Raw genomic sequence first — 13,573 nt, forward strand, 5'->3', positions numbered from 1 at the left:
TTGGCGCAGCGGCGCGATTTGGCGGCCAGCAGCTTGGGTGCCACCAGGAACCGAACTGTTTCGGGAGGCGACGTTCTTTGCGTCCTACCTGAAGCGATTGCCGGTCCCAAGATCGGCTTCGACCTTGCCTTGTTCTTGAGGACAGGGACATCTGTTGTGCCGGCCATATAAGCCTCCTCTGCCGCATATGAGTCCGTCGGCGGCAATCGCTTCATGGACCCGCACAGGCGCTTCGGGCGATCAACTGAAGGACTTGCCGCAGCCGCACTTCTCGCGCGAGTTGGGGTTATCGAAGACAAAGCCGGAAGATTCGAGCCCGGTGAGAAAGTCGACGGTCATGCCGGCGACATGCGGTTGGGAGCCCGCGTCCACGAACAGCTTGATCCCATCTGTCTCGGTGATCGCGTCGCCCTCGCGCGACACGCTCTCCAGGCCCATTAAGTATTTGAAGCCGGCGCAGCCGCCGGCCTGGACCATGATGCGAAAGCCTTCCGCCGGCTCGCTGGCGCGGGAAAGAGCAGTCTTGATGGCGGCAACAGCGTTGTCGGTGAGCGTAATCATGGCTCCATTCTCCTCAGTCCGGGACCTGCTTGCGCATCACGCTGCATGCACCGTGCCAAAGCGAAAACCGTTTCAACGCAGCGCGGCATCTCTGACCCTGCGGTGGTTCTTGTGAGTCCATTGCTGCGAAGGTGTCGGCCAACCGACACGTACGTCGGGTTTGTCGGGTTCGCCACGCGGGATGTTGGGCCTGAGTTGTTGGCTGAACTCACATTAAACCAATGACCATTACAGAAGACTCCTTCTGAGCTTGCTTGGGCGCAATTGGCACGGTTTTTGAAGCTCCACTGGCGAGGCGGCAAGAGACTGCCGATCCACAATCGTGTCGTGGGTGCCCTCGCGAACGATGCGGCGAAGCAAGGGAGCAACATGCAGGACTGGGTCAGACACGCTTGGTTTGGCAAAGCAGCGCCGCCCGTGGCATCCGAATGACCGATTGGCCGATTGCGACAACACCCACAATCGCTCACCACCGCCCGGTGGCCACCGACCGGCTCGATGAGATTCCATCGGCATGTGCCTGCTCGTGTCACTCGATCGCCGCTCCGACAGCACCCCCGGTTTTCGCGCGGGTGCGACGACGTGCGCACGCTGTCCAGCGACATTTTGTTCACGGGCTAGCAGCAGATCAGGGTCGAGCATCGCGGCGCGCCCTATCGGCTGAAGATTCACCGGCAGGGCAGCTGATCCTCACACGTAGGTGGAAGCAGGGGTAAGACATGGACCAGCGCGAGAAACCGTCGCCGGACGAAATCCGGCGGGCGTGCGAAGACAATCCGAAAATCCGGGAGCATGATCTCGCCGCTCGATTGGGCATTTCGGAAGCCGAATTGGTCGCGGCGCATTGTGGTCACGGCGCGGTGCGCATCGAGCCGCGCGTCGATGATCTGCTGACCGGCCTCGAAGCGGTCGGCGAGGTGATGGCGGTCACCCGCAACCAAAGTGCCGTGCACCAAAAGATCGGCGTCTACGACAAAGTGGTCACCGGCAACCCGCATGCCATGGTGCTCGGCGACGAGATCGACCTGCGCATCTTCCCGAAAGCGTGGGCGTATGGCTTCGCCGTCGAGAAGCGCGAGGGAGCCGAGATCCGCCGCAGCCTGCAATTCTTTGATGCCACCGGCGAGGCGATGCACAAAGTACATCTCGGGCCCGCCTCGAACCTGCAGGCCTATCAGAATCTGGCGGCAGAGCTCGCATCCTCCGACCAGGAGCCGATCATATCGGTCGAGGCGAGCGGGGCGCTCGATAACGCAGTGAGTCCAGACCAAGCCGCCACGGTCGACGACCTACGCGAGCACTGGAGCCGGCTGAGCGACGTGCATCAGTTCTACCATATGTTGAAGGCACTGAAGCTCAGCCGCTGCCAGGCGATGCGTATGGCCGACGAGGATTACGCCTGGCTGCTCGACAATGATGCCGTTGGCGCCCTGTTCCAACAGGCGGCCGAAGACGAGATGCCGATCATGTGCTTTGTCGGCAATCATGGTTGCATCCAGATCCATTCCGGCCCGATCAAGTCGGTCAAGCAGATCGGGCCGCGGATCAATGTGCTCGACGAGACCTTCCATCTGCATCTTAGGACCCATCACATCCGCGAGGTCTGGGCCGTGCGCAAGCCGACGAGGGACGGTCACGTCACGTCCATTGAAGCCTATGGCGCCGACGGCAAGATGATCATCCAGTTCTTCGGCACGCGCAAGGAAGGCGAACGCGAGCGCAGCGACTGGCGGTTTCTGGCCGAGAGTCTGCCACGCGTTCCCGGTCCGACCGACAGGGATGTGTAGAGCCGACAGGCCCTCGGATTGAACCGGCCGCCATAGGACTCGGCACCACGTTCCGACAGCGGCTCGCGAGGAAATATAGGTCCATGTGCGATAGAGCTTGCCGTGTTAGCGCATACGCACGGTCAGGTGTGCACGCCGGAATTGACCGCATCGATACAGTCAGGCTCGTCGCCGGCCGGATCGCTGCGCACGAGTGCATCGCTCGTCTGACCGGAAATCCTTGCAGCGGCTACAACAACGCATATGCCATCAGCGCCGAACCGAAGCGGAAGCGCGGCCGGGTCTTGTCGGACCGCACCCGAACCTTGCGCTGGATCGCGTCGTTGCTCAATCCGGGCCGTGCGAGCGATCTCCTCGCTCGTCGACCGGAAGGCTGTGCAGCAGCAGCCAAGCCGAACAGCCCGATGTCGCGGACTCGACAAAACCGACCACGCATGTCGGTTGTCGGACGTTGTCCTAAGAATGATGGACAGGTGATCATCAGCGGCGGGCCTAGTGCAGGCTGGCATTGCTTGGTGCAGCGCCATGGGTACGCCTATCCGGCACGCGACTTGCTTCGACAATTTGATCAGCAGGGCATCAGCAGTGCGTCACGGAGCTCAGAGGTGATTGACCAGCCTCTCAACCCTAACGGGGATAAGCGGCGGCTTTGCTTCATGACCGCAGCGCGGCGGAGATGCCCCTTCTGATCGACTTCGCAATCGATCTCATCCGCGCTGGTGCAGGTGGGCTGTATCAGGCGACAGAATCTAGAAGGCGCCCGACAAGAGACGTGCCCATGCTGGAAATCGACTTTATGAACAGCGGTGCAATCTCAATCGAGCCATGAACGCCAATGTAGAGAAAACAAAATGGCGACCAACCCCGTTCCAGATCATGTCCCGCCCGAAATGGTGAGGGACTTCAGCCTGTTTACATCGCCAGGGATGCCACCAACACCCAACGGGGATCCACACGCAGCTGTCGCTTGCGTACATGACGGGCCTCCGATCTTTTACTCCCGCTACAACACGCAAGATGGCCGGGGTACCTGGGTCATCACCCGTGCCGCGGACCAGCGGAAGGTGCTGCAGGACGCAGAGACTTTTTCCAGCCATCGCAGCATCTTCTCCTCCATACTGGGTGAAACCTGGCCGACGATCCCGCTTGAGCTCGATCCACCGGCCCATGGCGTCTTTCGCTCACTGCTCAGTCCGCTGCTTTCGCCAAAGCGGGTGTTGGCTTTGGAACCGGCTGTCCGCGAGCGGGCGGTCGAGCTGATCGAAAGGATCGCCGCGTCGGGCACAAGCTGCGACGTGATGAAGGATTTTGCCTTTCCTTTCGCGGTGAGCACCTTTCTTCGCTTTCTGGGGTTGCCCGATGACCGACTCGATACATTCGTCGGCTGGGGGAAAGATCTGCTCCACGGCGACGATAAGGAACGACCTGTGGCTGCCCGGACGATCGTGGCATTCATCGACGAACTTGCAGCCATGCGCCGCCAGGAGGCGGTTGACGATTTCATGACCTTTATCGTGCAGGCACAGGTCGAGGGCCGCCGGCTGACGGACACCCAAGTCCGCGGCATCGGCGTGCTTGTCTTCGTCGCTGGGCTCGACACGGTCGCAGCAGCTATAGGCTTTGACTTGGCGTACCTCGCGCGCAACCTCAAAGATCAGCAATTGCTGCGGAGCGAACCGGACCGCATCCCGCTCGCAACCGAAGAATTGCTGCGGGCCTATCCGCCCATTCAGTTGATCCGCGTGGCTACGAAAGATATCGACTTCGAAGGCGCGCCGATCCGGAAGGGGGACTATGTTTCCTGCGCCACGATGATTGCCAATCGTGACCCGGCGGAATTCGAATGCCCCAACACAATCGATTTGGAGCGGGAGGACAACCGCCACGCAGCGTTTGGCTATGGTCCCCACCGTTGCCTTGGCTCACACCTTGCCCGGCGGGAGATTGTCATTGGCCTGGAGGAGTGGTTGGCGCGCATCCCGGCTTTCAGGATCAAGCAGGGTACGGCACCGATAACTTCTGGCGGCCATGTGTTCGGGATCGAAAATTTGATCCTGGACTGGTCTTAGGCCCGCCCCGAGCAGGGGCACAGACAACGGAGTCAGCTCCATGCGCATCATCGTCCAAAATGCCAAATGCCAGGGTCACGCGCGATGCGCGGCGCAAGCGCCGGACATCTTCAAGCTTGATGACGAGGGTTACATCCTGCCTGGTGACATTGAAGTTGCGGAAGGGGAGGAGCTGCCTGCATCGCGAGGCGCGCGATCCTGTCCTGAACGTGCGCTGGAACTCACCCGCCGCTGACGCTTTTGAATCAGACGTCATTCAACCGTGAGTCTGGCGGGCCTGAATGGGGTCGACCATTTCGCCGCATTGGAAAGAACAGCACGCGACCTCTGTCCCAGCACGGTCCACGTCCAACTCCGCGGGGGCATTTCCGGCGCCGAGGTGTTCCCCATGAGGCGCAAACGGCAGGGCGGGGGTTCGCGAAACACCTCTTCCAATCATAGAATTTGCGACAGAGCCGAGGACCAGACGAAAATTACCGAACTACTCGACCGCGAGGCGATCCGCGACTGCCTCTACCCGAAGAACTCCCCGACCCATGTTGCGGCCGGCCGGGTCTCTGCATGACTTGATAGGACAACCCAGGAGAACGGCACCATATTTGCCCAACACTATGCCCGGCTCAGCACCGGCCGATGGCCGCAAATCGAGCTGGACAGGAGGTTCGACCAGCATGTGCTTGCCTGTGTGCTTTCACGTGCGCTCGAGGAGATCGAGGCCGGCGAGGCGACGGCGACGGAGGCAACCGGCCTTTCGCGCGCCGAGCTGCGCGATGTCCTGGCCCGCTGTTTCCCTGCTATTCCTATCAACGGGTTTGCCTTGGAAGAGGTGAGCGAGCCCGAGCCGGATCTGGAGGAAGAACTTCTGCGCGGACTGCTGCTGGCGCATGCCCGGCCCGGCGACCCGGCGAGCGCCCGCTTCGCTAAGATCATCGCCCGGCGTGCCATGCGCAATGACCATCTCTGGCAGGACCTTGGCCTTTTTGATCGAACCGACCTCGGCCGCCTGCTCGCCTCGCATTTTCCGACGCTGGCGGCCGGCAACACCCAAAACATGAAATGGAAGAAATACTTTTACCGCAAGCTCTGCGAGGCCGAAGGTTTTTCGCTGTGCAGCGCGCCCAGTTGCCGGGTATGCAATGATTTCGAAAGCTGCTTCGGCCCGGAGGAAGGCGAAAGCCGGTTCACACGGATCAAGAACGGCGTCGCCTCGGATTGAGAGCCGCTTTCGTCAGTCGTACAGCGCCAGCGCTCGCGCCGCGCCATATGTCTCCTGTCGAATGTCGACGGACGCCTTCGAGGATTTGAATGCTGTGCCTGCTGTCCGATTGCTCGCGATGCTCGCTTCGGCGGGCGCCGTCATCATGGCGGTGCACGACCCGACCCGCACCATCCCCGCCGAGCAACTGTGTTCTCCGGGCCGTTGCTCCTCATCTGCCTGGCCGGGCTCCATTCGGAGCGGGCCGGCGTCTTCGACACCGGGCTCGAGCGCAAGATGCTGGCCGGCACCTTTGCGGCGCCTCGGTGGCCGCGGTTACAGGCTCGGCCTGGGCGCCGCCGTAACCACCGCCGTGGATTTTTGCGCTAGTGCACGGGTTCGCGATGGAATGGGAACTCTCGACGCACTGAAGAAGGAGCTTGAGGCCGTCGAGTCCGAGATTATCAATCTCGGCGGTGGCAGCGACCACCCTTGTCGCCAATGGAGCAACGAAAGACCTCGATTCCTTTCGGATCGATTGCGCGGGCGTGGGCCGGCAAGTTTCCACTGGGATCCATCTTACGGAGCGCGCGGTCATCGACGATCGCGCGTCGCGCATACTCTTTGGCCTCGAACTCGTTATTGGGAGCAATATGCTTGCCTATCACTTGCGGACCCACTCCCACGATTTCTGTGGCAAAGGTCTCGATTACGTAGTGGAAACCGTCAGGGCGATCTCCAAAAAGCTCTTTGTGGTTGATCATCTGTGTTCCTCGAAATTTGATGGGCATAAAACAGATGTATGGAATTCAGCACTGGCCGCCACAAGGGCGCAAACCCGATTGCGAATTGTCGGAAAGTCGCGAACATTTCTGCTATACTGTTTTGTAAGAGCAAAAGTCCGCGCGGCTACCGTTAAGGACCACACTGGCACCACTACCAAGGGCGACACCCCGGACACCGGACGGGCGCTATCAGACAGCCAGGTCGAACGGAAAATCTAGCCGCGCGCTCCCCGATGGAAATGATCGGACGCCCGGCTCGGTTAGCGCCGATGCTCTCACCAGCATGAAAGACCTGCCAAAAAGACGGTGCTCTGTCAGTCCCTAGATTGCGGAACGACAACACCGACCATGCAGCGATTGAAGGCAAGTCGCCCATGGTGCGGGAGCTTCGGCTCCCTAACCGCTTTGATCGCAAGATCAGGAATCGGAGTTATGGCGCGGGCAATGGAAGCCTCCGCGCCGGTCTATAAACCTAAGCTCTTCACCACTTTTGAACGCAGACGTTCGATCGATTCCCCTGTCCTAAGTGTCATCATTTCGTGCTGACTTTTAGGACAGGGGGAAAGTCTCGCTACGACCGAAACACCCGGCTCATCCTGGCGCTCGCCGCGATCGAACCTTGCCCTTCAGCGGCAAGCGCGAGCCCTACCAATTCGTGGATGCACTCATGGCCGCTTGGATCTGGCCGGCTAGCGTTCAGGCTGATGATGGCAAGACGGCGTGATGGGGAAGCGCACCGAATACAAAGACCAACACCGCACGCTTAACGGTGAGTCCTACTCATTCGAAGTATACGAGCAAAACGACATGATCCATGTCCAAGGCAACGGTGACAAACGATCGACCGCCAAACCGGCGTCCGGCGATGCCGGCACAGTGATCATCAATGATTTGATCGCAGAGCTTTTCAGGCGATGCAGGATCAAACCTGTCGGACACTGACAAGAATGGCGGGGCATTTTTACTCCGCCATTTCTCTTAGGGTGTCCAGTGCCCGCTTCCCTATCCTTTGTCGCGCCCCGTTAGGCATTCCACGCTTTGTCTAATACAATTTTGACTCGCTTTAGGGAGTCGGCCGTGCGCGGGCAAACGAATTTATAGGCCTTCACTTCATAGCGGGGTGCACCCCTTGCCGTGATTGCCTTTATCGCGGCCGCCAATTCCAGCAGCTTTGATTGGTCCCCACGGTTGATCACGATCGCGGGGAACCCATACGATCCTGGACTTGTGTTCGCTTTCAACCAAGCCTCTACCGCAGGACTCTTTGGCACTTGGCTGCCAATCGAGAGGTCCACACGGTCGCGGGTCTTTACATCAGCCGTGATTTGACAAAACCATCCGAACAATTTGTTCCGCGCATCATAGTCTCCCTCGTTCCGATCATCGACAATAAATCGCGATGCGGTGTCTAGATTCTTCTGACGCTTGTCGGCAAAGTGCCCATACTCGTCAAGAAACACTTGCTTCAGCGCTCGGGCAGAAAAGTCAGCGGTCATATTAGTCCCTCCAAAACCCACAGTTCTTTCAGTAGCCGAGCCGCCTCCCTCCGTGCAAGGAGCTTGACCTCAGTGGTTCCTGGTTTGTTCTTATCGTGCCCATGGTGAGGCGTAGTGGCGGCCCATCGCCGACAAGAATCGATCGTGAGTGGCCCTATCAGGTCGCGCTGCTTGACGGTCCTTGTGTCGATCGGACCTTCACGCTGATCAGGGATTTTTGCCACCAGCGCGGCCTTGCCTTCCTGATCAGGCACGCGACGGCGATCTGGTCGAATGGCAGGGAAGAGCTTTTCCGGCTTCATTGCTTCGCCGATCTTGCATCGGCCGAAGCGTTCCGTGACCATTTGAGCGGCGTCATGTTCGATCCAAGGATGGACCGGGCAGACGGAAAGCGCGTGGTGCATGGCACCGAAGCGAACCATGGCAAAGAGTGTTGGACCTTGGCCCGCTTAGCGTGCGGGCGAGCCTAAGAGATTAGAGGGGTGCAAATATGTGCCGCCAGCGCCGACCGACCAGAAGCCCGCCGCTCGCGCGGTAGGGCTTGGATTTGCCCCTATTTCATTTGACCCCTGATAGATATTCTCGTTGGGGAATCGCTACGGGTAGTGGGGGACGAAATGGCTGACGAAATCGATTTGGAACTCGTTAGAAGCGGAGCTAAAGACCTAAGCAGAACGGATCTTAGAAACGCCGACCTTACCGGGAGGGATCTTTCAGGGGCTGATTTCTCTGGTGCAAAACTCGATAGGATAAGGGCGAAAGATGCCAATCTATCCGGAGCTAATCTAAGTAGTGCCTCTATCGTTGGCGCCGATTTTTGTAACGCTGACCTTTCCGGTGTCGTCTTTCCTGCGGTGATGGTAGCCGTGAAACTTAATAATTCTAATTTGAGAAACGCAAAAATAGGTTTTAGAGGATCACGCGTTGACTTTAGTTCAGCAAACATTAGCGGAGCTGACTTTACCGGAGGAATATTTGGAGAGGACATAAAGTTTGACAATGTGACATACGATGAGCAAACACGATTTGATGATGTAGAAATTCTCAGGAGCACATCTAGGTATCCCGTTTTTAGCAGATATAACTACTCTGGCGGTAAGCTTGTTCGAAAAGACGGAGCGACTGCAGCTGCGGCTCCCAGCGAAAAAGAGAGCAGTGAAGATAAGGAGGACGACTTAAGATCGGACAGTTCTCCGGATGCCAACACCTCCAACCGCAAGGGCAATTCTGGCGACCTTGCAAGAACGATCGAGATTCGGCTAGCCGAAGCGCCGAAAGGTTTCGCTCTTATGGCAGCCATGCTCTCTGCTGCGGTGCGGGAAGAGTTAGAGGAAATGCAGTCTTCGCGCCCAAACAGGCCCGACGATCTCGCTCGCTTCGAAGGGCTTACATTTAGAGGAATTAGCAAAGTCTCTTGATCGGCTAGCTGAAGCTATCGAACAAGCCGGCAAGAACCCCGGTAGTGGCGACTATTCGTCGGCTCGCGAAATTGTCACTGCAATTAGAGATCGGATAGAGAGTTGGGCGAGCGAAAACAAGGGCATGGTCGCGGGAATTTGGCGAACTGGCATTATTGGTGTGAGCATGTCGTTTTTAACACTCTGCGGAGCGCCTGCAACTTACGCAGCGTTGATGAGCATGGCCACTTTTGGTGGGGCGAAGTTGATCGAAGTCGTGAAAGATTTCGCTAAGAAGAGTGGCGACAACGACTAGGGATGAAGCGCCGCCACGAAGGGGAGAAAAATGCCACTAGCGGAACATTCGGTCTTTAGAAGGCCGGCAAAGGAACAGGTTCTATGGCGATATATGAATTTTCCGAAATTCGCCTCAATGATTACAACGAAAATTCTTTGGTTTTCTAACATGCACACTCTGAGCGTGGATGATCCATATGAGGGAATATTGCCGGCCGGAAATTATGCCCATCGCCAGTGGAACAACGAAGCAGACGTTCCACAAAAAAAATTAAACGACATAAAACGAGGAAGTTTCATCGGCAAAGGTGGAGATATCAAAAGCGATATTAAAGCATACAAAGCGTTGTTAGATAATGAGGTTGATGAAGCATATAATGCTCGAAAAGAAAATTATATTAATTGCTGGCATATTTCGAGTTATGAGTCTGCTTCGATGTGGCACATTTATGGGGAGAGGCAGTTTGGGATTGCGGTGACCAGTGATATTAATTCTATAGCAAAAGCATTCAACGCAACCAAGGAAGAGATATTCGCCGGGAGCGTCGATTACATAGACTATGAATCAGAAACTTTAGACATGTCCAATGGGTTCATTCCGGCTTTACACAAACGCCTAAGCTTCGGGCATGAAAAAGAGATGAGGCTTCTCATTTGGGACTTTTCTGACAGCGAGATGGATGTCCTATTTCCGTTGAACGGGACATTGCGCGTCATGAAAGGAGAGCGACCAAAAGCTGAGCGCGACAAAATTGATCCCGCGCCCGGCAAGGCTGTCCGGTGTGATTTATCAGAACTGATCCTGGGCATATATGTTTCGCCAGCATCCCCTATATGGTTTGAAGACGCCGTCAGGTCGTTTTGCGAGCTAGCGCGCATAGACAAAAGAATCGTCAGATCGGACCTCTTGGCAGGGCCAGTTCGTTGAACCGCGCACTCGCGATTGCGGCCTAAAAAGGTGCCCTAGAATACCTTACATTAAAAAATTGAATTTCCTGTAAGCATTGATTTTGTTCAATAAAGATAGAATGGCTGGGGTTCCTGGAAGCTTTTCGAACTTTCTGGATCGCGCCTCAGCCCGAATTGCGGGTGCTCATGGACAAGGTGGGGCACTAGATTCGGTTTTTGGATAATTTCGACGGTGTCGACTTCTGGCACGTGTGTGCCTTCCTGATAGCGCGCGTTAGCACGCTCCTCCAACTTCTTTTTGATCTGACCGGCAGCTTTGCGCTGCAATATGGTCGTTCGCTGTCTGCGTCGCCGATCCCAAATGGGGTCGTTTACTGAGTTTGCGTTGTCAGCGATCGAAACAGCGGGAACAGGCCCTGTATCAATGCGCGATTGCGTTCGAGACGTTGCCGATAACCCTTGACGGCGGCAGCCGGAAGACCGATCGCCTCTTGGCGCAATGCAATGACGAACACGCCCGCATCAAGGCCGTCGGGGCCAAGGACCAGACACCGTTCGACCAGAGCCGCGACCACCATTGTCGTATCCTCGCTCGCCGGCAGCGCCGCGATGTAGGTCAGGCGCTCGCCCAAGGCTGCATAGAAGGGCTCGCGACGCTCCAAACGGATGGCGTCTGGATCGAGCGCAATCGGATCGCCCGCGGTCAGGCGGACAGCCTGTGCCAGCGCGATCGGCCTGGCGAGCTGATCGTTATCCGCAGCCTCTTCGATGACCTTACTTAGACGGTCGAACACACCTGCCCGCCGCGCGAAGCCGAGGGTTACAAAAGCCCAATTCTGTACCGTGATGAGGTTCGGCGCCGTGGGCAATGGGATTGCGAAGGGTGCAAAGAGTAACGCATTGTGCCGAGCCGCTCGCCAGAACTGTTCAAGTGCGCTCACGATAGGATCAAGCAGCGCATCCAAGTCGTTTGGAGAGAGGGACAGGGCCTCGGCGATCGTGTCCAGTCGGTAGGTCAGGGTGCTTAGAGGCTGGTAGGCAGTCGCGATGGCAATGTTGTGCCGCTGCGTCGTTGCCGTGCCTAGCAGGACAATTAGGCCGCGCACGGCATCGTCTATGCCGTCTCGGCCGACGAGTGCAGGCGTGGCGAACAGCACCGAGATATTTCCCGTGACGCTCGAGTGGTTCGACTTCAGGGCGCCGTCTCGCACCGCGCGCACGACCTCCTGAATGCGCTCGTCCTGCGCAGCCGGAGCATCGAGATAAGGAAGAATCTCGTCGAGCAGCGCGAGGAGACGGGTGCTTTCCGTCGCGTCGCCGAGACCGTGTCGCAAGATCGTTTGTGCGCACCGGGATCCGAATTCTGAGTTTTCCACCCAAAGCGCCCGCACCTCATCGCATGCAATGAAGGTAATGGCGGGTGAGATGATCGGCCAGCCGCTCTCTGATGGCGGCCTGTCTTCGAGAATGGTGAGGGTGACATCTGCCAAACGGGTCAGGTCATCGGGGGCAACTGCTACCGCACAGCCGACCGCCGCTTCCAGACCAGCTGCCATCAGGTCAAATCGCTTGGTAGAAAAGCCGGCAAGGATCGCATCGGCAATGATCCGCGAATTGGACAGCACAAATTCAGGGCGTGTCCGTGCAATTTCCTTGATTGCGACTAGGCTTGTCTTCGGCAGGCTATGCCCTTGGATAAATGAGTCTCCTGGCGGTTCCTCAGCAAGTTTTGCGATGGCATCAATTAACAGACGCGCGATATGCTCCTTTTCGGCGCTTAACTTGCCCAGCCAGGCGATGAAGAGCTTCACGAGCACATTCAGACGCTCGCGCCGAACGCCCGTATGCCTCTGGGCGACTTCCGTCGCAAAGCCGATCACCTCTTGTGTCACATAGGCATCGACAAGGTCCTCGCGGCTGGCTTCGGGGCCCACGGCATCCTGCCGCCCGCTGCTGATCACCAGCCGCACCGCGAGATCGAAGCTCTCCGGCGTACGGTGTCGCCCGATCTGCTCGTACAGTTCGTCGAAAAGCGACCGCCCATAGAATGCCATGGCCTCGGTCGAAAGCGTGGCGCCGCCCAGCGCGTTCAGACGGCGAAGCGCAGCCCAGAAGCGTCGATGAGCGTCGGTGAACTTCTTGTTCGCCCACTGATCGAGGGGTACGGCGAGATCATGCGAGTGCTGGAGCAGGGGAGCGCGGAGTACGCAGGCGCGCACATCCGAAGGAAATATCCCGTGTTCGCTTTGACTAGCAGCATGCATTGCCGCCAGCGCTGCATTCAGCGCGAGCAACGGCCTAGTCAGAAGGGTTTCCGGCGCTTGGACCGCATCGAGCATGGCGTAGGTGGTTTTGGGCGATCCCGTCATTCCGGAGACGGTAGCAAGCGATTGGAGCGTCATGTCCGCAACCGCCTCCATGAGCTGGGACCAGGTACCGTCGGAAAAACCTTCGCACAAGCGCTGCGTAGCCCCGTAGAGCGCCCCGGCCAGACTCGGTTGGTCTGCGTCCAGCGCGAGGTCACCCAGATGCTTTGTGGCGACGATCCGTAGTGCAGGGTCGAGCGGCCCGAGGGCTTCTTCGGCCGTTCGAATGGTCGCCGGGTCCACTCGGTCGCCAATGGCGGAAACAAGGCTGATTGCCTTCGCAATCACGGTTAGTGATGCGGATCCACCCTCGGCGTTTGCAAGCCAATAGCTGATCGACGTGAAGTCGACGGTGGCCAGTTCAAAGGCAGATGCGATCGACCGGCACCGTTCGCGAAAGGCTTCCGGGATGCGGCTATCATCATAGTGGACGCGCGCATCGGATTGCCAGGTCAAGACACGCAGCACATCCTGTAAATAGCTTGCCAAGCCTTGCTGGTCGGGCTTAAGGCGGATCGTCCAGGTCGCCAGGTGCGGGGGGGCGCCCGACATCTCCTCGATGCACAAGTCGCCGAGTTCTATCGTGCCGTCACTTGTCGCGCCTATGGTGGCGGCGCAGAGCTCGCGAACCAGATCAGCGGAGAGGAAATGACTTAGCGCAATCCATGCTGGAGCATTGTTGCCGAAGCTCATAATCCGTAGCGTGTTCGG

Annotated in this window: 12 protein-coding genes and 1 pseudogene; 8 read left to right on the forward strand and 5 right to left on the reverse strand. The window is 58.0% G+C overall.

Annotated elements, in window-relative coordinates:
* Positions 1–240: 240 nt before the first annotated feature.
* Positions 241–561: a HesB/IscA family protein gene (locus NKJ13_RS03185; protein WP_352777072.1), complete on the reverse strand. Its 321-nt coding sequence runs from the start codon at positions 559–561 to the stop codon at positions 241–243.
* Between the two features lie 719 nt (positions 562–1,280).
* Between NKJ13_RS03185 and NKJ13_RS03190 the strand changes: the two genes are divergently transcribed.
* From NKJ13_RS03190 to NKJ13_RS03210, 5 genes and pseudogenes are all read left to right on the forward strand, one after another.
* On the forward strand, positions 1,281–2,348 hold the full coding sequence (locus tag NKJ13_RS03190; RefSeq protein WP_352591396.1) for a hemin-degrading factor: 1,068 nt from the start codon (positions 1,281–1,283) through the stop codon (positions 2,346–2,348).
* Between the two features lie 851 nt (positions 2,349–3,199).
* Complete coding sequence (locus NKJ13_RS03195) at positions 3,200–4,417, forward strand: cytochrome P450 (RefSeq protein WP_352777073.1); 1,218 nt, start codon at positions 3,200–3,202, stop codon at positions 4,415–4,417.
* Positions 4,418–4,457: 40 nt separating this feature from the next.
* Positions 4,458–4,652 carry a ferredoxin gene (locus tag NKJ13_RS03200; protein ID WP_352763166.1) on the forward strand — a complete coding sequence of 65 codons (195 nt, stop codon included), beginning with the start codon at positions 4,458–4,460 and terminating at the stop codon, positions 4,650–4,652.
* Between the two features lie 360 nt (positions 4,653–5,012).
* Entirely contained in the window at positions 5,013–5,633 is a 621-nt protein-coding gene (locus NKJ13_RS03205; protein WP_352777123.1) for a nitrogen fixation protein NifQ, read from the forward strand.
* Positions 5,634–5,822: 189 nt separating this feature from the next.
* Positions 5,823–5,965, forward strand: a pseudogene (locus NKJ13_RS03210) (ABC transporter permease); the annotation flags it as partial.
* A 111-nt stretch (positions 5,966–6,076) separates the two neighbouring features.
* On the opposite strand, the gene NKJ13_RS03215 reads toward NKJ13_RS03210, so the two are convergent.
* Positions 6,077–6,376 (reverse strand): hypothetical protein, encoded by a 300-nt coding sequence (locus NKJ13_RS03215; protein WP_352639898.1) that lies wholly within the window; start codon positions 6,374–6,376, stop codon positions 6,077–6,079.
* Positions 6,377–7,120: 744 nt separating this feature from the next.
* Here NKJ13_RS03215 and NKJ13_RS03220 point away from each other — a divergent pair.
* Positions 7,121–7,339, forward strand: a complete 219-nt coding sequence (locus tag NKJ13_RS03220; RefSeq protein WP_352639894.1) for a hypothetical protein — start codon at positions 7,121–7,123, stop codon at positions 7,337–7,339.
* An 80-nt stretch (positions 7,340–7,419) separates the two neighbouring features.
* Here NKJ13_RS03220 and NKJ13_RS03225 read toward each other — a convergent pair whose 3' ends face one another.
* Positions 7,420–7,893, reverse strand: coding sequence for a hypothetical protein (locus tag NKJ13_RS03225; protein ID WP_352777075.1), 474 nt, complete (start codon positions 7,891–7,893; stop codon positions 7,420–7,422).
* Complete coding sequence (locus NKJ13_RS03230) at positions 7,890–8,315, reverse strand: hypothetical protein (protein ID WP_352777076.1); 426 nt, start codon at positions 8,313–8,315, stop codon at positions 7,890–7,892. Before NKJ13_RS03230 ends, NKJ13_RS03225 begins: the two co-directional genes overlap by 4 nt.
* Positions 8,316–8,510: 195 nt before the next feature.
* On the opposite strand from NKJ13_RS03230, the gene NKJ13_RS03235 reads away from it, so the two are divergent.
* Together NKJ13_RS03235 and NKJ13_RS03240 are read left to right on the forward strand one after the other, a co-directional pair.
* Positions 8,511–9,311, forward strand: coding sequence for a pentapeptide repeat-containing protein (locus NKJ13_RS03235; protein ID WP_352777077.1), 801 nt, complete (start codon positions 8,511–8,513; stop codon positions 9,309–9,311).
* A 325-nt stretch (positions 9,312–9,636) separates the two neighbouring features.
* Positions 9,637–10,515 carry a hypothetical protein gene (locus NKJ13_RS03240; protein ID WP_352777079.1) on the forward strand — a complete coding sequence of 293 codons (879 nt, stop codon included), beginning with the start codon at positions 9,637–9,639 and terminating at the stop codon, positions 10,513–10,515.
* Positions 10,516–10,867: 352 nt separating this feature from the next.
* Here the strand turns inward: NKJ13_RS03240 and NKJ13_RS03245 are convergent, their stop codons facing one another.
* A complete protein-coding gene (locus NKJ13_RS03245) occupies positions 10,868–13,555 on the reverse strand; it encodes a hypothetical protein (RefSeq protein ID WP_352777080.1) in 2,688 nt (895 codons plus the stop codon).
* Positions 13,556–13,573: the final 18 nt, after the last annotated feature.

The organism is Mesorhizobium sp. M0174, assembly GCF_040322275.1.
Classification (GTDB): domain Bacteria; phylum Pseudomonadota; class Alphaproteobacteria; order Rhizobiales; family Rhizobiaceae; genus Mesorhizobium.